Source organism: Streptomyces sp. NPDC097107 (assembly GCF_044762405.1).
GTDB classification, from domain to species: Bacteria; Actinomycetota; Actinomycetes; order Streptomycetales; family Streptomycetaceae; genus Streptomyces; species Streptomyces thinghirensis.
In genome coordinates this window covers 104,174-127,078 of sequence record NZ_JBIWEF010000017.1, presented here as the reverse complement: position 1 = coordinate 127,078, position 22,905 = coordinate 104,174, and the positions used below count along the sequence as shown (strand labels likewise).

The window sequence follows — 22,905 nt, the reverse complement described above, 5'->3', positions numbered from 1 at the left end:
CCGCCAACGCCTGCCGGATCACCCGCTGCTGCGACGGACCGTTCGGAGCCGTCAACCCGTTCGACGCACCGTCCTGATTCACCGCCGAACCACGCGCCACCGCCAGCACCCGATGCCCGTTACGCCGCGCGTCCGACAGCCGCTCCACCACCAGCACACCCACACCCTCGGACCAGCCCACGCCGTCGGCGGCGGCCGAGAACGACTTGCAGCGGCCGTCGGCCGACAGACCACGCTGACGGCTGAAGTCCACGAACGTGTCCGGCGTGGACATCACCGTCACCCCGCCCGCCAGCGCGAGCGTGCACTCCCCGCGCCGCAGCGCCTGGATCGCCCAGTGCAGTGCCACCAGCGAGGACGAGCAGGCGGTGTCCACGGTCACCGCGGGGCCCTCCAGGCCCAGCGCGTAGGCGACCCGCCCGGAGACGACGCTGGCCAGACTGCCGTTGCCCAGGTAGCCGGCGATGTCCTCCGGGACCTCGTGCAGCCGGGTGCCCCAGTCGTGGTACATGACGCCGGCGAAGACACCGGTCGGACTGCCGTGCAGCGACACCGGGTCGATCCCCGCGCGTTCGAGTGCCTCCCAGGAGGTCTCCAGGAGCAGCCGCTGCTGCGGGTCCATGGCCTGGGCCTCACGCGGACTGATCCCGAAGAAGGCCGGGTCGAACTCGGCCGCGCCGTGCAGGAAGCCGCCTTCGCGGGTGTAGGTGCGTCCCGGGGTGCCGGGTTCGGGGTCGTAGAGGCTCGCGACGTCCCAGCCGCGGTCCTCGGGGAACGGAGACACTCCGTCCGCGCCCTCGGCGACCACCTCCCACAGCTGTTCCGGAGAGGCCGCCCCACCCGGAAACCGGCAGCTCATGCCGACGATGACGATCGGCTCGTCGTCGGCGTGGACCTCGGTCGCCGTCGTACCCGCTCCTGCCGTGGCGGTGCCGGCGAAGGTGTCCAGCGACGCCTGGAGGATGTGCGCGGCGAGGGCCCGGGGCGTGGGGTGGTCGAAGATCAGGGTGGCGGGCAGGCGCAGGCCGGTGGCGGTGTTGAGCAGGTTGCGCAGTTCGACCGCGGCCAGCGAGTCGAAACCGATCTCGTTGAAGGCGCGGGCGGGTTCGACGGCTGTCACGTCGTCATGTCCGAGTACCGCGGCCACCCGGTCGCGGACCAGGTCCAGTACGCGTCCTTCCCGCTCGGGCTCGGGGTGTGCGAGGAGCGCGTGCGCGAAGGGCAGTTCCTCTCCCGGGCCGGACCGCCCCACCGCGGATCCCATGACCGATCCCACCGCGGACCCCGGAACCGATCCCACCGCCGACCCCGCAGCGGAGGGACGGGAGTCCCCCGTACGCCGTGCGGGCCGTACGACGGACCGGAGAAGTGGCGGGATGCCGTCCGGGCGGGCCCGGACGGCGGCCGCGTCGACGCGCACGGTCAGGGCCACCGCGAGGTCGGGTGTGGCCGAGGCCCGGTCGAACAGGGCCAGGCTCTCCGCCGGGGTGAGCGGTGCCAGACCCTGGCGTTCGATGCGCCTCAGGCCGGCTGAGCCGAGGGTGGTGCTCATGCCCTCGCTGCCCGCCCACAGGCTCCACACGTGGGTCTGGGCGGGCAGGCCCTGGGCCCGGCGGTGGTGGGCGAGGGCGTCCAGGAAGGCGTTGGCGGCGGCGTAGTTCCCCTGTCCGGGGGCGTCCAGCAGGCCGGAGGTGGAGGAGACGAGGACGAACGCGGTCAGCGGCAGGTCGCGGGTCAGCTCGTGCAGGTGCCAGGCCGCGTCGGCCTTCGGCCGCAGCACGGAGTCGACGCGGTCGGCGGTGAGGCCGGCCAGCAGGGCGTCGTCCAGTACTCCGGCCGCGTGCACCAGGCCGGTGAGCGGGTGTGCGGGGTCGATGCCGGCCAGGAGGCCGGCGACGGCGGCCCGGTCGGCGACGTCGCAGGCGGCCACGCGGACTCGGGCGCCCAGGGCCGTCAGCTCGGCGACCAGCTCGGTGGCGCCGTCCGCGGCCTCGCCGCGCCGTCCGGCGAGCAGCAGATGACGTACTCCGTGACGGGTCACCAGGTGGCGGGCGATCTCCCGGCCGACGCCGCCCGTTCCGCCGGTGATCAGCACGGTGCCCGTCGTGATCCAGGGTCCCGCGGCGGCTTCGTGGTCGCCGTCCGGCCCACCGGGTACGCGCACGGCCCGGGGCACCCAGATCGCGTCCTGCCGCAGCCCCGTCTCGGGTTCTGGCGCCGACGTCGCCGCCGCCGTTAGGTGCCCTGCCGAGGAGTGCCGCGCCGGGTCGTCGTCGATGAGCACCACCTGGCCCGGATACTCGGCCTGGGCCGAGCGGACGAGACCGCGTACGGCGGCTCCCGCCAGGTCGGTGAGCTCCTCGTCCTCCCCCACCGCCACCGCGCCCCGGGTCACGAAGACCAGCCGCGTCCCGGGGGAACGTCTGTCGGCGCCGGTGTCGCCGGTCTCGGCGTACTCGTCGTTCCCGTCCTTCTCTACCAGCCAGGTCCGCAGGAGTCCGAGCGCCCAGCCGGTGGCGGCCCGCACCCGGTCCGGCACGGTGCCGCCCGTTCCGGGCTCCGGCACCGGGAGTTCGGCCAGCACCACCCCGGGCAGGCGAGCGGGCGTGCCGAGCAGAGCGGTCAGCGCGGCGGCCCCGTCGACCGCGGCCCAGGTGCCCGGTGCCGACGACACGGGCACGGCCGGGCCGCGCTGCCAGGTGAGGCCGTACACGGGGCGGGGGTCCGCGGCGGAGGCGGTGAGCCGGCCGGCGGGGACCGGGCGGGACACCAGTGCGGCCACCGACGCCACCGGTGCGCCGGCCGTGTCGGTGATCTCCAGCGCGAGCCTCTCGGAACCGTCGCCGTCCGCGGCGGTGATGCGTACCCGCACCCGGGTGGCGCCCCTCGCCCGCAGTCGTACTCCGGACCAGGCGAACGGTATGGCGGCCGGCGCGTCCTGCGGCGGGGTGTCGGAGGTGAGGAACTCGGCGCTGTGCAGGGCGGCGTCCAGCAGGGCCGGGTGCAGACCGTAGGCGTCGGCGCCGACGGCGGTCGCGTCGTCCAGCGCGACCTCGGCGTACACGCCGTCCGTGTGCCGCCAGACCGCCCGCACCCCCTGGAACGGGGGTCCGTAGCCGTACCCCTGGGCGGCGAGGTCGCGGTACAGCGTGGAGATGTCCACGGGGACGGCGCCGCGCGGTGGCCACACGTCGGGGCCGGTGGCCGCCGGCGGTGCGGCGACCGTCTCGGCGGGGGAGAGCACGCCAGAGACGTGCCGGGTCCACGCCTCCTCCTCCACCTCGCCGTCCACTCCCGTGCCCTCGGGACGGGAGTGGACGGTCAGGGCGCGGCACCCGGAGGCGTCGGGCCCGCCCACCGTCACCTGGAGGGCGACGCCGTGCCGCTCGGGCAGGACGAGCGGCGCCTCGATGGTGAGTTCGTCGATCCACGGGCAGCCGGTCAGCTCGCCCGCGTGCGCGGCCAGCTCCACGAAGGCGGTGCCGGGCAGCAGGGGCGTGTCCAGAATGACGTGGTCGGCCAGCCAGGGATGCGTACGGGCGGACAGCCGCCCGGTGAGCACCACACCGTCCGAACCGGGCAGCGCGACCAGGGCACCGAGCAGCGGGTGCGCGGCGGGTGCCTGGCCGAACCCGGTGGCGTCGCCGGAGGCGGCGGGGGTGTGCAGCCAGTAGTGCCGGTGCTGGAAGGGATAGGTCGGCAGGTCCACCTGCCGGGGTGCCCGGCCGCCCGTGTGCCGCTCGAACCCGGCACTCCACCGGACCGTCCGGCCGCCCACGTGCAGTTGGGCGAGGCAGGCCAGCAGACCGGGCTCCTCGGGCCGCTCCCGACGCAGCGGCGCGAGCGCCAGCACGCCCTCGCCGGTCGCCGACTCCTGGACCAGAGCCGTCAGGGTCCGGTCGGGGCCGACCTCCAGGAAGACGGTGGCGCCGGCCTGCGCCAGGGCGGTCGTGCCGTCGTGGAAGCGCACCGCCTCACGCGCGTGGCGTACCCAGTACTCCGGGTCGCACAGGTCACCCGGTGCCGCCTCGGCACCCTGGACCGTGGACACCAGCCGGATCGTCGGCGGACGGTAGTCCAGGACCTGCGCCACCCGCCGGAACTCGTCCAGCATGGGCTCCATGAGCGGCGAGTGGAAGGCGTGCGACACGCGCAGGGCGACGGCCCGGCCGAACCGCCCGGCGATCTCGGCCACGGCACCGGCCGCGCCGGATATCACCACCGAGGCCGGACCGTTCACCGCGGCGACACCGACGTCCGCGCGGTCACCGAGCGCCGCGCGCACCTCCGCCTCGGTGGCACGCACGGCCGCCATGGCCCCGCCCTCCGGCAGGGCCTGCATCAGCCTGCCCCGGGCGGCCGCCAGCGTCGCGGCGTCCTCCAGGGACAGCACACCCGCCACATGGGCGGCGGCCAGCTCACCGACCGAGTGGCCCGCCACCAGGTCCGGCACCACGCCCCAGTGCTCCAGCAGCCGGTACAGCGCCACCTCGAACGCGAACAGCGCGGGCTGCGTGTACTCGGTCCGGTCCAGCAGGTGTCCGCCGCCGTCCGTCGGCGTGGTGTCCCACATCACCTCCCGCAGCGGACGGTTCAGCTGGAGGTCCAGGTGCCCCACGGCCTCGTCGAGGGCCGAGGCGAAGACCGGGTGGCGCGCGTACAGCTCCCGCCCCATGCCGGCCCACTGGCTGCCCTGCCCGGCGAACAGGAACGCGGTGCGTCCCCCGGCGGGCTCCCCGGTGACCAGGACGGGGTCCTCCGTGCCGGCCGACAGCGCGGCGAGGCCACGCAGCGCCTCCTCCCTGCCGTACGGCAGCAGCACGGCCCGGTGCTCCAGCGCGGCCCGTCCGACGGCCAGGGTGTATCCGACGTCCGTCAAGTCCTCGTCGTACGCGCCGGGTTCGCCGCTGCCTTCACTACCCGTACTGTCACCGCTCCCGGCGAGCCGCGTGCGCAGCCGTTCGGCCTGGGCGCGCAGTGCCGCCCGGCTCCTGGCCGACACCACCACCGGCACCGGAACCTCCGGTGACTGGTCCAGTGGCTCCTCCGGTGCACCCTCCGGCGTCTCCTCCGGCGTCTCCTCCAGGACCACGTGAGCGTTGGTGCCGCTGATCCCGAACGACGACACCCCGGCCCGGCGCGGGCGTCCCTCGGCCGTCCACGGGCGGGCCTCGGTCAGCAGTTCCACGGCACCCGCCGACCAGTCCACGTGCGGTGTGGGCCGGTCCACGTGGAGCGTCCTCGGCAGGAGCCCGTGCCGCATGGCCATGACCATCTTGATCACACCCGCGACGCCGGCCGCCGCCTGTGTGTGCCCGATGTTGGACTTGAGCGAGCCGAGCCGGAGCGGACTGTCCTCGGGCCGTCCCTGACCGTACGTGGCCAGCAGTGCCTGGGCCTCGATCGGGTCGCCCAGCGTCGTTCCCGTACCGTGCGCCTCCACCGCGTCCACGTCGGCCGGGTCCAGGCCCGCCGCGGTCAGGGCCTGCTCGATGACGCGCTGTTGGGAGGGGCCGTTGGGCGCGGTCAGACCGTTGGAGGCGCCGTCCTGGTTCACGGCGGAGCCGCGGATCACGGCGAGGACGCGATGGCCGGCGCGGCGGGCGTCGGACAGGCGCGTCAGGACCAGCACACCGGCCCCCTCGCCCCAGCCGGTGCCGTTCGCCGCCGCCGCGAACGGCTTGCACACGCCGTCCGGGGCGAGACCGCGCTGACGGCTGAAGGAGGTGAAGACGCCGGGGCCGCCGATGACGGCGACCCCGCCGGCCAGGGCGAGCGTGCACTCGCGCTGCCTCAGGGACTGGCAGGCGAGGTGCAGCGCCACCAGCGAGCCCGAACAGGCCGTGTCCACGGTGAGGGCCGGGCCCTCCAGGCCGAGCGTGTAGGCGGCGCGGCCGGAGACCACACTGGGCGCGATGCCGGTGAGGAGGTAACCGTCCAGGCCGTCGGGGGCCTCGTGCAGACGGAAGCCGTACTCCTGGGGCTCCGCGCCGATGAAGACCCCCGAAGGGCTGCCGCGCAGGGAGTGCGGGTCGACACCCGCGTGCTCCAGGGCCTCCCAGCACAGCTCCAGGACCACCCGTTGCTGCGGGTCCATGGCGGAGGCCTCGCGCGGGCCGATGCCGAAGAACCCGGCGTCGAAGCCCCCCGCGCCCTCCAGGAACGCGGCGTCGCGTACGTAACTCTTGCCGGGCTTGGCCGGGTCGGGGTCGTAGAGGCCGTCCACGTCCCAGCCGCGGTCGGTGGGGAGGGGCGAGAGGGCGTTCCGCTCCTCGGCCACCAGGCGCCACAGCGCGTCCGGCGACGTCGCGCCGCCGGGGTAGCGGCAGCCGATGCCGACGATGGCGATCGGCTCGTGCGGATCGACGTCCACGGGGGCGGACCGCTCGGCCCCGGCGGTCGTTCCGGCGGGGCTCTCGCCCAGCAGCCGTCCGGACAGGAAACGGGCCAGCGCGAGGGGCGTCGGGTGGTCGAAGACCATCGTGACGGGCAGGTCCGCTCCGGTGGCGGCCACCAGGGCCGCGTGCAGTTCGACGGCGGCGAGCGAGTCGAAACCCTGCTCCTGGAACGGCAGTCCGGCCTCCACGGTGCCTCCCGCGCCGGGGGCCAGCTCGGCCACGACGGCCGCCGCGCGGGCGCGCACCAGGTCCAGGACCAGGGCCTGACGGGCCGAGGCCGGCAGGCTCCGCAACCGCCGGACGAGCGCCTCCCCCTCGCCCGGCCCCTCGTCGCCCGCCACCACGTCAGGAATGAGATCCCTGGACTCGCTCATCCGCGCACTCCACTGTTCCGGTACGTGAGGAATCACCGCACTGCACCGCACGGCACGCCGTCGCACAGGACGTCGTCGGGCGGCACCGCGATGCACACATTCGAGGAAGAAGTCGTCAAGGACGCGCCACCTCGGCGTCAGGCTAGATCCGGGCCAACGCGGCCAAACACCCCTATACGCCCCCTAGGCGGGGCGAAAAGCGGGGACGGGAGTGCCGCGGGCCACCGCGGGCGGCGCGGCGCTCAGGCGTTGGCGAGCACCGTCGCGGCGAGCCGCTCGATCGTCTCGGCGGCGCGGGACGTGAGGTAGAAATGCCCGCCCTGGAACACGTGGACGGCGAAGTCACCGCTGGTGTGCCGGCGCCAGGCGTCGGCCTCCTCCAGGGTGACCTGCTCGTCGCGGTCGCCGACGAAGACCTCGACCGGGCAGTCAACGAGGGCGTCGGGCGTGCCCGCGTAGCGCTCGATGGCCCGGTAGTCGGCCCGCACGGCGGGCAGGATGGCCCGCAGCATCTCCTCGTCGTCCAGCAGCCGGGCGTCGGTGCCGCTGAGCTTGCGGATCTCGGCCACCAGGCCCTTGTCGTCCCGCAGGTGGACGTCGTCGGACCGGCGCCGGGAGGGCGCGCGACGCCCGGACGCGACCAGCACGGTGGGGGCGAGCCCCTCCCGCCGCATGCGTACCGCCACCTCGAAGGCGACCGTGGCGCCCATGCTGTGCCCGAAGAAGGCCGGCCGCGGTTCACGGACGAGGTGGGGGCGCAGCGCGTCGAAGACCCGGTCGGCCAGGGTCGCGATGTCGGTCAGCGGCTCCTCGGCGCGCCGGTCCTGACGCCCCGGGTACTGGATCGCCAGCACCTCGATGTCGGGGCGCAGGGCGCTGGAGACCGGGTGGAAGAAGGACGCCGATCCGCCGGCGTGCGGAAAACACACGACACGTGCCTTGGGCGCCGGCGAAGGATGGTAGAGCCGGACCCAGCTCCCGCTGTCGGTGGTAGCTCCCGCCATGGCTGATTCCTCTCTGGCCGCATGATCACCGGTCATGCTGCTCACCCGCCGCCCCCCGGCCAACCCCTAAGCCCCCCTATGGCTCGGCGGGTCTCTCGCGCCCTCCGCTGATATCGCTCTCATGAACACTGGACAGCACGCCGAAAGCCGCAGACACTGACGGAGCCCCGGAGCCGGCATCGATAACATGGAGTCGTCAATGAGCGCCACCGCCCCGGCCTCCTCTCCGCCCGCCCTGACGTACCGCGACGGAGCCCTCCTGCGGGACGGGCGCCCGCACCGCGTCCTGGCGGGCTCTCTGCACTACTTCCGGGTCCACCCCAAGCAGTGGGCCGACCGTCTCGGGCGGCTGGCCGCCCTCGGCCTGAACACGGTGGACACCTACGTCCCGTGGAACTTCCACGAGCGCGCCGAGGGCGACGTCCGCTTCGACGGCCCGCGCGACCTGACCCGGTTCCTCAGGCTCGCCCAGGAGGAAGGCCTGGACGTCATCGTGCGGCCGGGCCCGTACATCTGCGCCGAGTGGGACAACGGCGGCCTGCCCGCCTGGCTGACCGGCACCCCCGGCATGCGGCTGCGCACCTCCTACGGTCCCTTCCTGGAGGCGGTCGACCGCTGGTTCGACCGGTTGATCCCGCGCGTCGCGGAGCTCCAGGCGAGCCGGGGCGGACCGGTGGTGGCCGTACAGATCGAGAACGAGTACGGCAGCTACGCCGACGACCGCGCCTATGTCCGCCGGGTGCGCGACGCCCTGATGCGGCGGGGCATCACCGAACTGCTCTACACGGCCGACGGGCCGACCGAGCTGATGCAGGACGGCGGCGCCCTGCCCGGCGAACTGGCGGCGGCCACCTTCGGCTCACGTCCCGCCGAGGCCGCGGCGCTGCTGCGCTCCCGCCGGCCCGCGGAGCCCTTCTTCTGCGCCGAGTTCTGGAACGGCTGGTTCGACCACTGGGGCGAGAAGCACCACGTCCGGTCGGCGGACAGCGCGGCCGAGACCGTCGGCGGCATCCTCGACGAGGGCGGCTCCGTGAGCCTCTACATGGCACACGGCGGCACCAACTTCGGCCTGTGGGCGGGCGCCAACCACGACGGCGACAGGATCCAGCCGACGGTCACCAGCTACGACTCGGACGCCCCCATCGCTGAGAACGGCGCCCTGACACCGAAGTTCTTCGCCCTCAGGGAGGAACTGACCGCCCTCGACGGCACCGGAGAGCGGCGCCCCGTGCCCGCCGATCCGCCGACGCTGGCCCCGCGTGTGCTGCCGGTGACCCGGCGGGCGGCCCTCCTGGACGGGCTGCGCGCGGCGGCGGAACCGGTGCGCGCGCCCACGCCCCCGACCTTCGAGGAACTGGCCCTGGCCTCGGGCCTGGTGCTCTACGAGGCCGAGCCGCTGCTGCCCCCGGGTGAGCACGAACTGACCGTCACGGGCCTGCACGACCGTGCCCAGGTCTTCGCCGACGGCGTGCCCGTCGCCGTACTGGACCGCGAAGAGGCCTCGCTCACCGTGACCGGGACGGGCTCCCGGGTCCGGCTGGGACTGCTGGTGGAGAACCAGGGACGGATCAACTACGGCCCGCTGCTCGGCCAGGGCAAGGGCATCCTCGGCGGGGTCCGGGTGGACCGCCGGCTGGTGCACGGCTGGACCGTCCGTCCGCTGCCGCTCGATCAGTGGACGCCGGACGAGACGGCACGCGCCGCCGGGGCCGCGCCGTCCGACGGCCGGGCGGGTTTCGCCACCGCCACGCTGTCCCTGTCCCCGGACGAGCCCGCGGACACCTTCGTCGCCCTCCCCGGCTACGGCAAGGGCTTCCTGTGGGTCAACGGCACCCTGCTGGGCCGCTACTGGGAGATCGGCCCCCAGACCACGCTCTACCTGCCGGGCCCGCTGCTGCGCCCCGGCGACAACACCCTGACCGTGCTGGAACTCGAACGCTTCGGCGACCGGATCACCCTGTGCGACCGGCCCGTGCTCGGGCCCCCCGAGGAGTACGTCGAGACGTTCGACTGACCGGGCCGGGGCGACCCGCCCGACGCACCGCGCTGACGGGACCAGGGCGAAGGATGTTACCGATGCCAAGAGGGCCCACGTGGCTAGACTGACCGGCGTACTAACCAGCATCTGCGACGCGCGGACGGCGCGGACGGCGCGGACGGCGCGGACGGCGCGGACGGCGCGGACGGCGCGGACGACGCGGACGACGCGGCGGGACCGCGTCCGGTTCCGGAGAGGCGAGCGATGTCATCGGAAACGCGGGGAGCCGACGAGCGCCCCGTGCGGAGGCCGGCGGACCGGGAGGGTGTCGCGCGGCAGCCCGGCATGGCCGACGTCGCCCGGCTCGCCGGTGTCTCGGCCCAGACGGTCTCCCGGACCCTGGCGGGCCACCCCCACGTGCAGCAGCGGACCCGCGCCAAGGTGCTCGCCGCCGTCGAACAGCTCGGCTACCGCAGGAACAACGCGGCGCGCATGCTGTCGTCGGGGCGCAGCCGGACGATCGGCGTCGTGACGCTGCGGACCAACTTCTACTCGCGCACGAACCTGACGTTCGGCATCGAGACCGCGGCACGCGAAGCCGGGTACGCGGTCAGCACCGCGACCACCGCTTCGCTGGACACCGCGGCGATCGAGGGGGCGTTGTCCCGGCTGGCGGAGCAGGGCGTCGAGGGGGTCGTCCTCTCGGTGCCGCTGGCCCATGTGAGCCCGCGGATCGAGCAGCTCACCCGCTCGGTGTCGACCGTCACCGTCGACGGATCGCGGACTTCGGCCACCGAGGTCGTCGCCGTCGACCAGACCCTGGCGGCGCGCCTGGCCACACGTCACCTGATCGAGCTGGGCCACGAGACGGTCTGGCACGTCGCGGGGCCCGAGGAGTGGCTCGACGCCGCCAGCCGCCGCGTCGGCTGGCGCGACACCCTGGAGGCGGCCGGACTGTCCGTGCCGCCGGTACTGGAGGGCGACTGGACACCCGCCTCCGGGTACCGCAACGGGCTGATCCTGGGCAAGATCCCCGACGTCACCGCGGTCTTCGTCGCGAGCGACGAGATGTCCTTCGGGGTGATCCGCGCCCTGCACGAACTCGGCCGACGGGTGCCGCAGGACATCTCCGTCGTCGGTGTGGACGACATCGCGCTCGCGGAGTACTGCTCGCCCTCGCTGACGACGGTGGCCCAGCCCTTCACCGAGATGGGCGCCCTCGCGGTCGCCCACCTGATGCGGCACATCGCGGACCCGGGCGCGGCGCCGGAACCCGCGTCCGTCGAACCCACGTTGATCGTCCGCGCCAGCACGGCGCCGGCCGGTGACGACCCCGACGCCCCGGGACGGACGAGAACCGGCCGCGCTCAGTGAAGTGACGTCGTCCGGATCCGCCGGGTGGCGGTCCGCCGCCGGGGGCGCAGGAGAGGGGCGAGTGCCCAACTGCCCGGGCCGATGGCGGCGACGAGCAGGAAGGACCAGCAGAACATGGCTGCCGTTTCGCCGCCGTTCTCGATGGGGAGCAGCGCGTCGGGCTGGTGCTCGGTGAAATAGGCGTACGCCATGGACCCGGAGCACAGGACGGCTGCGGCCCGGGTCCCCGCCCCGCACAGAACCATCGCGCCACCGAGCAGTTGGATGACGGCGGCCCACCAGCCGGGCCACTCGCCGGCGCCGGGCCCGGCTCCGTGCGGACCCCCCAGCACGTCGAACAGGGTGGCGGCTCCATGGCAGGCGAACAGCAGGCCTACGACGATGCGGAAGAGTCCGATCACGTGCTCCCGGCTTCGTTCCAGCGCTTCCACAGGCGGGGCTCCTCTCTCGCTGGGCGACCTCGGCAGGACCGTCTCGCCGAGGGGTGCGGTGCGGGGTGCGTTCCGGCCCGAAGTCGGCACATCCACTTGCCGGTTCACCTTGCTCAGGCCCTTGACCGGATCCCATCCATGGCTATGGTCTAGACCTAGTGCCGCTAGGTCTAGACCTATATCGGCCTCCGTCCTCGGTCTCCACCGCCGGCAGCGCCCGGTGGTGACGGGCCCCGCGGGCGGTGGCATCGACGCTTCCGAGGAAAGGGCATGGCATGAACACGAAAAGACGGATGGCTTTCGCGATCGGAGCGCTGGTGGCCCCCGTGCTCGCCGTCAGCCTTCCGGCGGGCACGGCGAACGCCCATGGCTGGGTGACCTCGCCCGGGAGCCGACAGGACCAGTGCGCCGCGGGCGTCGTCGACTGCGGCCAGATCAAGTACGAGCCGCAGAGCGTCGAGGGTCCGAAGGGCCTGCGCAGTTGCAGCGGAGGGAACAGCCAGTTCGCCGAACTGGACGACGGCAGCAAGGGCTGGCGGGTCACGCCGGTCGGTACGACGCACACCTTCACCTGGCACCACACGGCACGGCACGCCACCGACACCTGGCAGTACTTCATCGGCGACCAGAAGGTCGCCGAATTCGACGGCCAGGGTGCACAGCCCGCTCCGGACGTCAGCCACCAGGTGGACTTCGGCGGCTTCGCCGGCCGCCAGAAGGTGCTCGCGGTCTGGAACGTGGCGGACACCGGCAACGCCTTCTACTCCTGCATCGACGTCAACATCGGCGGCGGCGACGGTGGGGGCGGTGGAGGTGAGCCGGGCGCCTGTACCGCTCCGCCGTGGAACGACGGGAGCGTGTACACCGGCGGTGACACGGTCTCCTTCGGCGGCCACAACTGGCGCGCCAAGTGGTGGGTGACGGGCGAGGAGCCCGGTACCTCCGGCGAGTGGGGCGTCTGGGAAGACCTCGGAGCCTGCGCGGCCGCGTGACCGCGACCGGATCGGCGCGCGCTCGGCGGGGCGCGCGCCGACCCGGCAGCACCACGCGGCGCGAGGGGCACTCGCCACGGCGGCTCCCATGGCGGTCCGGAACGTTCTACGGACGGATCCGTGACAGCACCGAAGGGGTTCTGTTTTCCTGGAAGAAGGTAAAACAGAGGTATACGCCCAGCCATTCGCGTACCCGCACCGTCCAGGAGGGGTCGTAATGGATCCTTGGCTGATCTGGTTGATCGTCGCAGGTGTCCTGATCGTGGCGGAGATCTTCACCCTCACCGCCGCTCTCGGAATGCTGGGCGCGGCCGCGCTGATCACGGCCGGGTCCGCCGCGGCCGGTCTTTCACCGCCTTTCCAGTTCCTGGTCTTCACCGTCGTCGCCACCGTCACCATCCTCTTCGTGCGCCCCGTCGCACTGCGTCACGTCATCCAGCCCCAGACGACGCGATTCGGTGTGGACGCGCTGGTCGGCAAGGCCGCCTACGTCGTCTCCGAGGTGACGGGCATGGAGGGCAGGGTCCGCATCGACGGCGAGGAATGGACGGCCCGTTCCTATGACGAGACGCTGGTGATCCCGCAGGGAAAGACCGTCGACGTCATGGAGATCAGCGGCTCCACCGCACTCGTCTACCCCCGGGAGTGACCATGGAAGCCTCGGCGTTCCTCATCGCCGGTGTGATCGTCGCGCTGCTCGCGGTTTTCACCGTGGTGCGGGCGGTACGCATCGTGCCCCAGGCCCGCGCCCGCAACGTCGAACGGCTCGGCCGCTACCACCGCACCCTGAAACCCGGCCTGAACCTCGTCATCCCGTACATCGATCGTGTCTACCCGGTGATCGATCTTCGGGAACAGGTCGTCTCCTTCAAACCGCAGCCGGTCATTACCGAGGACAACCTGGTCGTCGAGATCGACACCGTGCTGTATTTCCAGGTCACCGATCCGCGTGCGGCCTTCTACGAGATCGCCAATTTCCTCCAGGCGGTCGAGCAGCTCACCGTCACCACTTTGCGCAATGTCGTGGGTTCCATGGATCTGGAGAAGACCCTCACGTCGCGCGACACCATCAACAGCCAGCTCCGCGGTGTGCTCGACGAGGCCACCGGGAAATGGGGGCTGCGAGTGAACCGGGTGGAGATCAAGGCCATCGACCCCCCGCAGTCCATCAAGGACGCGATGCAGAAGCAGATGCGGGCCGAGCGGGACAAGCGGGCCGCCATTCTCGGCGCGGAAGGGCAGCGCCAGTCGCAGATCCTCACCGCCGAGGGCGACAAGCAGGCCGCCGTACTGCGCGCGGAGGGCAACCGCACCGCCGAGATCCTCAAGGCCGAGGGACAGTCCCGGGCGATCGACGAGGTCTTCCAGGCCGTGCACCGCAACGACCCCGACCCCAAACTCCTCGCCTACCAGTACCTCCAGGTGCTGCCCCAGCTCGCCCAGGGGTCGGGCAGTACCTTCTGGGTCATCCCCAGCGAGGTCACCTCCGCGCTTCAGGGGGTGTCCCGCGCCTTCACCGAAGCACTGCCCCAGTCGCCCGCCACCCGCGAGAAGGCCTCCGACGACGGCGCGGCCCAGGCGGCCGACGACACGGCGCAGGCCGCGGAGGCCGCCGCCCAGGCACTCGCCGACGCGGCCAGGGCCAACGGCGTCACGTCCGAGGCACCGCGCCCCGCCCCCCAGGCCGAGGACCGCTGAGATCGTCCCCGGCCGCCGCGTGGGGCACACTCGGGTGTAGGGGTGTGTCCCTGCGGATCATTGCGAGGCCCGCATGTTCGATGTGCCGTTCTGGCTCTGGATAGCCTTCGCCGCCACCGTTGTCGTGTCGCTCGCCGTCGACCTGCTGGCCCACCGCGACACGCACGTCATCGGTTTCAAGGAAGCGGCGGCCTGGAGCGGGCTGTGGGTCGGCCTCGCCCTCGTCTTCGGCGGGGTCGTCTTCCTCGTCCTCGGTGGGACGGCGGGCACGGAATACACCACCGCGTGGCTGCTGGAGAAGAGCCTCTCGGTCGACAACCTCTTCGTCTTCGCCCTGATCTTCGCCTACTTCAAGGTGCCCCGCGCCTACCAGCACCGGGTTCTCTTCTTCGGCGTCATCGGCGCCCTGGTCTTCCGCGGTGTCTTCCTCGCCGCGGGCGTGGCCGTGGTCAGCCGGTTCACCGCCGTTCTGTTCGTCTTCGCGGCCATCCTCTTCTACAGCGTCTACAAGATCCTCAAGGGCGAGGAGGAGAGCTTCGACCCGGGCAGGAGCTTCGCAGTCCGGCTGCTGCGCAAGGTCATCCCCGTGCGCGACACCTACGCGGGCCCGAAGTTCTTCGTGAAGGAGGCCGGCAAGCGGGTGGCGACGCCGCTGCTCGCGGTCGTCGCGGCGATCGAGGCGGCCGACCTGATCTTCGCCGTGGACAGCGTGCCGGCCGTGCTCGCCGTCAGTGACGACGCCTTCATCGTCTACACCAGCAACGCCTTCGCCATCCTCGGCCTGCGGGCCCTGTACTTCCTGCTGTCGGGGCTCTTGGACCGCTTCCACTACCTGAGCAAGGGCCTGGCGATCATCCTCGGGTTCATCGGCGTCAAGCTCATCCTCCAGGCCCTGCACAAGATGGTCAGCCCCTCCGTGCCGGAGATCCCGTCCCCGGTGAGTCTGGCGATCATCGTCGTGGTCCTGGCGGTGTCGGTGATCCTGAGCCTGCGACGCCCCGCCGACACGGCCGACGGGGCCGGTGAGGACACGGACGGCCCTGACGGGGAGGAGGCCCTGGCGCCGCCTCCGCGAGGGCGGCAGGACCCCCGGTGAGGCCCGACGCGGCACAGGACTGGTCCCGCCGAACATGGGAACGTAAAGTAGGGGCAAAAGCTTCTAAAAGGCTCTTCCTAGCGCGGACGTGAGAATCATGAGCAGTCACACGCAGCACACGAAGACGACGCAGGCCGAACCGCGGCAGGCCGACGTGCAGCGCGGGCACACCTGCCCGTCCTGCGGCCACCACGTCCCCGCCGAGATCAAACGGCACAAGACCCTCGGGATCTACGTCCCGGAGTGGCACCGGGGCATGTGTCACAACCCCGACTGCGCCGAATCCGCGACCGACCGCCGCGGGTAACCACCGGCTCGGCGCAACGCCCCGGCGACCAGCCGGCCGGCCTCCGCGCCGGACACGCCGCCGACGCGCCCCCGACACGGCAGCAGCACCCGACCGCGCCGGGCACAGGATGTCGGGTCCCGGAGGCGCGGGCTCCCTAACGTGAGTGAGCGGAAGGGAAGGAGCCCGGGGTGCTGGAACGGCTGAACCAGGCCATGGAACACATCGAGGCGCGTCTCGACCGGCCGGTCGACGTCGCCGAACTCGCGCGCATCGCGGTGACGTCGGAGTACCACTTCCGGCGCATGTTCTCCGCGCTGTCCGGCATGCCGCTCTCGCAGTACATCCGCCGCAGGCGGCTGACCGTGGCGGGCGCCGAGGTACTCGCCGGTGAGCGGACGCTGCTGGACATCGCGGTCCGCTGCGGCTACGGCTCGGGTGAGGCCTTCGCGCGGGCGTTCCGCGCCATGCACGGTGTGGGCCCGGGCGAGGCCCGGCGAACCGGCGCGGCCCTGCAGGCCCAGCCCCGGATGTCCTTCCGGCTCGTCGTCGAAGGGAGCAGCAGCATGCGGTACCGGATCCAGGACAAGGAGGACTTCCGTGTCGTCGGAAAGAGGGCCCGGGTCCCCCTGGTCCACGAGGGGGCCAACCCGGCGATCGCCGAGTTCATCCGGGGCATCGGTCCAGGCACCCTGGAGCGGATCACGTCGCTCTCCGACCAGGAGCCGGAGGGGATCGTCGGGGTGTCCGACCAGATCGACCCGAGCCGCGCCGAGGGCACCGAACTCGACTACTACCACGGCGTCGTGACGCGCGCGGAGACCCCCACGGACCTGGACGCCCTCCCGGTCGCGGCGGGGACATGGGCGGTGTTCGAGAACTCCGGGCCGTTCCCGCAGGCCCTCCAGTACCTGTGGCGGGACGTGTTCACCCAGTGGTTCCCGTCGAACCCCTACCAGAGCAGGCCCGGACCCGAGATCCTCCGAGTCCGTGTGACGGACGACGGGGCGCAGGCCGACGCGGAACTGTGGATTCCCGTAGCGCGGACGACCACCGCCTGAACGGAGGAGCGCATCCCGAGGCGACCGTCCGAGGCGATGCGCACGCCCGCTCTTCTCAGCCGACGGCCGGTCCGGTGACGGGCCGGCCCTCGGTGTCGTAGGGCCAGACATTGGTCCGGCACCCGTGCAGTCCCTTGATCTGCTGCATCATGACCGGAGCGGGCCGCCCCGGCCCGGGGCACCCCTCGTGGCCGTGGCCGAGGAAATGTCCGACCTCGTGGTTGACGATCAGAGCCCGGTAGGACGTCACGTCGTCCACGTAGTACTGCGTGGCCAGCAGCCACCGTTTGAGGTTCACCATGACGTCCTGACCCACGTTGCAGTTGACCTCGCCGCCGGTGTCCAGACCGTACTGGCCGCATATGTCGTCCACCGTCTCCGCCGTGGCGAGCCGTACCCGGAAGTCGGACGTGCCGCCGGACACCCGCCGGAAACCGACCTCCCCGTCGGCCGTCCAGCCCCGCTCGTCGGCGAGGATCCGCTCGACCTCGGTCGCGACGTCCCGTGCCGGGATCCCGATGCCGTCCTCGACCTGGACCACGTAGGTCAGCGTCCGCCCGCTCCCGCCGACCCGGTCGCCGCCGCCGCCCGCGGTGGCGAACGTCCCCGGGCCCGACGACGGAATCGAGCCGGCGTCCGGGCTTCCCTCCTTCTTCTTCTGCTCCTGCTCCTTTCCGGCCTCGGCCTCGTCCTCCGTCGCCTCCCCCGTCTCGACGACCTTGCCCGACGCGGGTCGCTCGGAGGGCGCCGAAGACCGCCCGGCGGCGTCCGTCGCGTCGACGGAGCCGGGGGAGGGGTCCGCGTGCTCCTTGAGGACCAGGCCGCCGGCGAGCAGCAGCACGACGCCGGCCGCGAGCCCCGCCCACAGCCTCGGCGGCTTCCCGCCCCGTCCGCGGCGGGCGCGGCTGCCACAGCTGCGTCGGTGGGCCGCGCCGGAAGTCGGCGAGGGCGTCGATCGGTGCTCGTTCATGATCGCGAAGCGTGCCCTCGCCGTGTGATCGCCCGTGGACGGCTTTTGGACCGCTGTGTAACAGCCGCCACCCGCGCGCGGACATTCGCACGTTCATACGCATACTGAGATCCATGCCACGGGTCCTGATCATCGAAGACGACCGCGCCGTCCGGGAGGGCGTACGCCTCGCCCTGCGCCGCCAGGGGCACGAGGTCGCCGCGGCCCCGACGGGCGAGGACGGCCTGGAGCAGCTGCGGTCCTTCAGGCCCGACGCCGTGGTCCTGGACCTGATGCTGCCGGGCATGCCCGGCTTGGAGGTGTGCCGACGGATACGCGCCCACGACCAGGTGCCGATCATCATGGCCACCGCCCGCGGTGACGACACCGACATCGTCGTCGGACTGGAGGCCGGAGCGGACGACTACGTGGTCAAGCCGGTCCGCGCCCGCGTACTGGACGCACGCATCCGCGCGGTGCTGCGGCGCGTGGGCGGCGCGTCGGACGAGCACGGCACGCCCCGTACCGAACACCACGGGGAACTGGTCATCGACCGGGCCGGACTCACCGTCACCCACCAGGGGCGGCCCGTCGCCCTCGGCCCCTCCGAACTGCGGCTGCTGCTCACGCTGTCCGCCTCGGCCGGGCAGGTGTTCAGCCGCCAACAGCTCCTGGAAGCCGTATGGGAGCACAACTACCACGGGGACGCGCGGCTCGTGGACGCCTGCGTCAAGCGCCTGCGGGCCAAGATCGGCGAGCCCGCGGGCAGACCCCGTTACGTCCACACCGTGCGCGGCTTCGGCTACCGGTTCGGGGCCCGGTGAGAGTTCCACGGGTGCTGCGCGCGCTGAGCGGCCTGCGCGTGCGGCTGGTGGTGGCCTTCACACTGGTCGCTGTCGTGGCCACAGTCACCACCGGCGCGCTGACCTTCCGTGAGGCACGCACCGGGGTCCTGCAGCAGAGCCAGGACACGGTGATCGACGACTTCCGGCACCGGGTCGACACCCTGGTCCCCAACTACCGTTTCCCGCCCGACGAGTCCGACCTGCGGTCGTTCGCCGTCGACGTGTCGCGCGGCGGGCGGTCCCAGAACTGGCGGGTGCTGGTCGCCTACCGGAACGCGAGCGCCACGTCCGGCCCCGGGGACTCGTTCCGGGAACTGTCCCCGGCGATGCGCGAGTCCGTGCGCACCCGCCGGGCCACCGTGTTCCAGCGGGTGACGCGGGACGGCCACTCCGCACTGGTCGTCGGCATGCCCGTCACCTTCGCCGGCCAGTACCGCACCGAGCGGCGCGCCTCCGGACTGGAGGTCTACCTCACCGTCCCGCAGCGGGAGGAGCAGGGCTACGTCGACGCGCTGGTCACCGCCATCGAACGCGCCACCGTGCCCGCCCTGGCCCTGGCCGTGCTGATCGCACTCCTGGCCGCGCGCGGGGTGCTGCGGCCCGTGCGCGCGCTGCGGCGGGCGACCCGCAGTATCGCCGAGGGCCGCCTGGACACCAGGCTCGCGGTGCTGGGCTCCGACGAACTCGCCGACCTGTCCCGCACCTTCAACGAGACGGCCGCCGAGCTGGAGGGATCGGTGGCGGAACTGCGGCGCATGGAGGCCGGTGCCCGCCGCTTCGCCGCGGACGTCTCGCACGAACTGCGCACCCCGCTGGCGGCGATGTCGGCGGTGACCGACGTGCTGGACGAGGACGCGGCCGGGCTCGACGACGACACCGCCATGGCCGTACGCCTCATCAGCGAGGAGACCACGAAGCTGGCCGGCCTGGTGGACGACCTGATGGAGATATCCCGGTTCGACGCGGGCGCGGCCGCGCTGCACCTGGACGAGATCGACCTCGCCGAGTCGGTACGGCGCACGCTCGCCTCCCGCGGCTGGCTGGGCACCGTGGAGACCAGCCTGCCGGAACCGGGCGCGCTGCGCGGCCGGGTCGACCCGCGCCGCGTCGACGTCGTCGTCGCGAACCTCGTCGCCAACGCCCTCCGGCACGGCGCTCCACCCGTCCGCCTGCACCTCTACGGGGAGGACGGCCCCCACGCGGGGAGGCAGGCGGTCGTCGTGGTCGGCGACACCGGGGACGGCATCGCCGACAGCGTCCTGCCGCACGTCTTCGACCGCTTCTACAAGTCGGACAGCGCCCGGACCCGCAGCGAGGGCAGCGGCCTCGGGCTGGCCATCACCGCGGAGAACGTACACCTGCACGGCGGCACCGTCCGGGCCGCCAACCATCCGGACGGCGGCGCCGTCTTCACGGTCGTCCTCCCGCTGAGACCGGACGGCACGGAGGACCGGGTGCCGCACGCGGCGAAGGAGGAACAGCCATGAACCCGCCCACGCCACCACCGGCGACCACGACGGCCCCGGGCGTGGGGCCGGCCGGCGGCAGCGCCCGGCGCCGGCTTCCCCTCCTGCTCGCGGCGGCGCTGTTCCCGCTCTCCGCCTGCGGCATCCCCGCCACCGGTGTGGTCGAGGCGGGCGAACCCGCGACGGGCGTACTGGAACCGGGCCGGGCCCCCACCCCGTCGCAGGCCGAGTCCTCGGCCGTGCCCGTCACCACGGTCCCGCTCTACTTCGTCACGGACGGCGCCCTGGTGGCGGTGTCCCGCACGACGCACGGCGCGACCGACCTCGGCAGCACCGTACTCATGCTGTTCAAGGGCCCGGACGAGCAGGAGCAGAGAGCGGGGCTGACGACCGAACTGCCGCCGGCCTCCGTGGTGCCCACCATCCGGACCGACGGAGCGGCGGTCGTCGTCCAGCTGCCGCGGAGCACCGGGAGCTTCAGCCGCACGGCCGTCGACCAACTGGCCTGCACGGTCGCCGTCGCCCGTCTGCGTCAGGACCCGGCACTGGGCAGCGCGCAGGTGACCGTGGAGCAGCCCGGCGGCCGGCTGGCGGGCCGGTCCAGCGACGACTGCCCGACGGGCGGGGCCCGCGAGGCCGGGGGGACCGGCAGCGCGGACGGCCCGGACAGCGCGGACAGGACGGACAGCGCGGACAGGACGGACAGCGCGGACGGCCCGGACAGCGCGGACAGGACGGGCGGCGCAGGCGGCACCGGCGGCGGCTGACCGCTCACAGGCAATCCGAAGGATCATCTCCCCCGGCAGTTCGCCGCGCCGGCCGCGTTGCCCGGCGCGCCCGAACTCGCCGACGACGTCCGGTTCCGCACCAACCCCGACCGCGTGGCCCACCGGAGTGAACTGCGCCCGCTCCTCCAGGACCGGTTGCGCACCCGCACCGCCGACCACTGGGCCGGCTGCGTGCTGTCCGCGGCCGGAGTGCTTGCCGGTCCGGGCAACGCCCTTGACGAGGCCTTCGCCTACGCCGGACGGCTGGGCGTCGAGGCCGTGGTGGACGTCGGCGGTGCCCGCCAGGTGGCCCATCCGATCCGCCTCGGCGTCACTCCGGCGAGCTACCGGTTCGCACCGCCTGAGCTGGGCGAACACACCGATGACGGCTTCCGCGCGGACGAGGGGCCGGACGCCTGAGACCGGGTCCGGCGTGGCCGTACGTCTGAGCCCACAGCGCCTGGGTACCCTCCGCCGCATGGCGGTGGACAGGAGGACCGAGCCGCCGCGCCGGGCACCGGCGCGGCAGCGGACGAACCGCACGCTCGGGCGGGCGCTGGCCCGGTGGGCGACGACGACCGATCACAAGGTGATCGGCAACCTCTATATGACGACCTCCTTCGGGTTCTTCCTCTTCGGCGGCGTCCTCGCGCTGCTGATGCGCAGTGAACTGGCCCGCCCGGGGCTCCAGCTGGTCACCAACCACCAGTACAACCAGCTCTTCACCGTCCACGGCACGATCATGATGCTGCTGTTCGCGACCCCGCTGTTCGCCGGCTTCGCCAACGCGATCATGCCGTTGCAGATCGGCGCCCCGGACGTGGCGTTCCCCCGGCTCAACGCGCTCTCGTACTGGCTGTACCTCTTCGGCGGCCTGATGGTGGTGGCCGGGTTCCTCACGCCCGGGGGAGCGGCCGCCTTCGGCTGGTTCGCCTACGCGCCCCTGAACAGCGCGGTGTTCAGTCCCGGCGCGGGCGGTGATCTGTGGACCATGGGCCTGGTGGTGACCGGCGTGTCCACCACGCTCGGCGCGGTCAACTTCATCACCACCATCCTGTGCCTGCGCGCCCCCGGCATGACCATGTTCCGGATGCCGATCTTCACCTGGAACGTGCTGTTCACGTCGATCCTGGTGCTGCCGGCCTTCCCCGTGCTCACCGCCGCGCTGCTCGCGCTGGAGGCCGACCGGAAGTTCGGCGCGCACATCTTCGACGCCGCGAACGGCGGGGCGCTGCTGTGGCAGCACCTGTTCTGGTTCTTCGGCCATCCCGAGGTGTACATCGTCGCGCTGCCGTTCTTCGGGATCGTCTCCGAGATCATCCCGGTGTTCAGCCGCAAGCCGATCTTCGGTTACGTCAGCCTGGTCGGCGCAACCATCGCCATCACCATGCTGTCCGCCGTGGTGTGGGCCCACCACATGTTCGCCACCGGTGCGGTGCTGCTGCCGTTCTTCTCCCTGATGTCCTTCCTCATCGCGGTGCCTACGGGCGTGAAGTTCTTCAACTGGATCGGCACGATGATGCACGGCTCGCTGTCCTTCGAGACACCCATGCTGTGGTCGACCGGCTTCCTGGTGACGTTCCTGCTGGGCGGCATGAGCGGTGTCCTCATCGCCTCACCGCCCCTGGACTTCCACCTGACGGACTCGTACTTCATCGTCGCCCATCTGCACTACGTGCTCTTCGGCACGGTCGTCTTCGCGATGTTCGCCGGCTTCTACTTCTGGTGGCCGAAGTTCACCGGCAGGCTGCTCGACGAACGCCTCGGAAAGATCCACTTCTGGACGCTCTTCGTCGGCTTCCAGACCACGTTCCTCGTCCAGCACTGGCTCGGCCAGCAGGGCATGCCCCGCCGCTACGCCGACTACCTGGCCGCGGACGGTTTCACCACACTGAACACCATCAGTTCCATCGGCGCCTTCCTGCTCGGCCTCTCCACGCTGCCGTTCCTCTACAACGTGTGGCGCACCCGCCAGTACGGCACGAGGGTGGAGCACGACGACCCCTGGGGCTTCGGACGTTCCCTCGAATGGGCCACGTCCTGTCCGCCCCCGCGGCACAACTTCACGTCGCTGCCCCGGGTCCGCTCCGAGTCCCCGGCGTTCGACCTGCACCACCCCGACATCGGCCGGCACGACCAGAGGCACGAACAGAGGAAGCAGTAGTGAGGGAACGGCAGTGAGGGAA

General features: G+C 72.4%; 16 protein-coding genes and 1 pseudogene. 13 read left to right on the top strand and 4 right to left on the bottom strand.

Annotated features, from left to right (window positions below):
- Together ACIQ1J_RS32020 and ACIQ1J_RS32015 are read right to left on the bottom strand one after the other, a co-directional pair.
- Positions 1-6,586 (bottom strand): SDR family NAD(P)-dependent oxidoreductase (locus ACIQ1J_RS32020; RefSeq protein ID WP_403562375.1); only part of this gene is annotated, 6,586 nt, incomplete at its 3' end.
- A 428-nt stretch (positions 6,587-7,014) separates the two neighbouring features.
- Complete coding sequence (locus tag ACIQ1J_RS32015; RefSeq protein ID WP_210960969.1) at positions 7,015-7,776, bottom strand: alpha/beta fold hydrolase; 762 nt, start codon at positions 7,774-7,776, stop codon at positions 7,015-7,017.
- Positions 7,777-7,975: 199 nt separating this feature from the next.
- Between ACIQ1J_RS32015 and ACIQ1J_RS32010 the strand changes: the two genes are divergently transcribed.
- Together ACIQ1J_RS32010 and ACIQ1J_RS32005 are read left to right on the top strand one after the other, a co-directional pair.
- The gene (locus tag ACIQ1J_RS32010; RefSeq protein WP_403562366.1) at positions 7,976-9,790 is read left to right on the top strand and encodes a glycoside hydrolase family 35 protein; all 1,815 of its coding nucleotides are present in this window, start codon (positions 7,976-7,978) and stop codon (positions 9,788-9,790) included.
- 228 nt (positions 9,791-10,018) lie between these two features.
- Positions 10,019-11,128, top strand: a complete 1,110-nt coding sequence (locus tag ACIQ1J_RS32005) for a LacI family DNA-binding transcriptional regulator (protein ID WP_403562364.1) — start codon at positions 10,019-10,021, stop codon at positions 11,126-11,128.
- Here the strand turns inward: ACIQ1J_RS32005 and ACIQ1J_RS32000 are convergent.
- Entirely contained in the window at positions 11,122-11,559 is a 438-nt protein-coding gene (locus tag ACIQ1J_RS32000) for a DoxX family protein (protein WP_403562362.1), read from the bottom strand. The two genes, ACIQ1J_RS32005 and ACIQ1J_RS32000, sit on opposite strands and share 7 nt — an antisense overlap.
- 275 nt (positions 11,560-11,834) lie before the next feature.
- Between ACIQ1J_RS32000 and ACIQ1J_RS31995 the strand changes: the two genes are divergently transcribed.
- From ACIQ1J_RS31995 to ACIQ1J_RS31970, 6 genes are all read left to right on the top strand, one after another.
- Positions 11,835-12,551, top strand: coding sequence for a lytic polysaccharide monooxygenase (locus ACIQ1J_RS31995; protein WP_403562360.1), 717 nt, complete (start codon positions 11,835-11,837; stop codon positions 12,549-12,551).
- Between the two features lie 217 nt (positions 12,552-12,768).
- Entirely contained in the window at positions 12,769-13,200 is a 432-nt protein-coding gene (locus ACIQ1J_RS31990; protein WP_210960902.1) for an NfeD family protein, read from the top strand.
- A 2-nt stretch (positions 13,201-13,202) separates the two neighbouring features.
- Positions 13,203-14,249, top strand: coding sequence for an SPFH domain-containing protein (locus ACIQ1J_RS31985; RefSeq protein WP_403562357.1), 1,047 nt, complete (start codon positions 13,203-13,205; stop codon positions 14,247-14,249).
- Positions 14,250-14,322: 73 nt separating this feature from the next.
- Complete coding sequence (locus ACIQ1J_RS31980; RefSeq protein WP_403562355.1) at positions 14,323-15,345, top strand: TerC family protein; 1,023 nt, start codon at positions 14,323-14,325, stop codon at positions 15,343-15,345.
- A 97-nt stretch (positions 15,346-15,442) separates the two neighbouring features.
- Positions 15,443-15,652: a hypothetical protein gene (locus ACIQ1J_RS31975; RefSeq protein WP_403562353.1), complete on the top strand. Its 210-nt coding sequence runs from the start codon at positions 15,443-15,445 to the stop codon at positions 15,650-15,652.
- A gap of 170 nt (positions 15,653-15,822) precedes the next feature.
- Positions 15,823-16,692, top strand: a complete 870-nt coding sequence (locus ACIQ1J_RS31970; RefSeq protein WP_403562351.1) for a GyrI-like domain-containing protein — start codon at positions 15,823-15,825, stop codon at positions 16,690-16,692.
- Positions 16,693-16,747: 55 nt separating this feature from the next.
- Here ACIQ1J_RS31970 and ACIQ1J_RS31965 read toward each other — a convergent pair whose 3' ends face one another.
- Positions 16,748-17,662 (bottom strand): DUF3152 domain-containing protein, encoded by a 915-nt coding sequence (locus ACIQ1J_RS31965; RefSeq protein WP_403562349.1) that lies wholly within the window; start codon positions 17,660-17,662, stop codon positions 16,748-16,750.
- A 113-nt stretch (positions 17,663-17,775) separates the two neighbouring features.
- On the opposite strand from ACIQ1J_RS31965, the gene ACIQ1J_RS31960 reads away from it, so the two are divergent.
- The 5 genes and pseudogenes from ACIQ1J_RS31960 (at position 17,776) to ctaD (ending at position 22,883) form a co-directional block, all read left to right on the top strand.
- Entirely contained in the window at positions 17,776-18,465 is a 690-nt protein-coding gene (locus ACIQ1J_RS31960; protein ID WP_210960897.1) for a response regulator transcription factor, read from the top strand.
- 11 nt (positions 18,466-18,476) lie between these two features.
- Positions 18,477-19,973 carry an ATP-binding protein gene (locus ACIQ1J_RS31955; protein WP_403562347.1) on the top strand — a complete coding sequence of 499 codons (1,497 nt, stop codon included), beginning with the start codon at positions 18,477-18,479 and terminating at the stop codon, positions 19,971-19,973.
- Positions 19,970-20,719, top strand: coding sequence for a hypothetical protein (locus tag ACIQ1J_RS31950; RefSeq protein WP_403562345.1), 750 nt, complete (start codon positions 19,970-19,972; stop codon positions 20,717-20,719). Before ACIQ1J_RS31955 ends, ACIQ1J_RS31950 begins: the two co-directional genes overlap by 4 nt.
- A 42-nt stretch (positions 20,720-20,761) precedes the next feature.
- Positions 20,762-21,139, top strand: a pseudogene (locus tag ACIQ1J_RS31945) (CoA transferase); the annotation flags it as partial.
- 13 nt (positions 21,140-21,152) lie between these two features.
- A complete protein-coding gene (gene ctaD, locus ACIQ1J_RS31940; protein WP_403562343.1) occupies positions 21,153-22,883 on the top strand; it encodes a cytochrome c oxidase subunit I in 1,731 nt (576 codons plus the stop codon).
- Positions 22,884-22,905 lie beyond the last annotated feature (22 nt).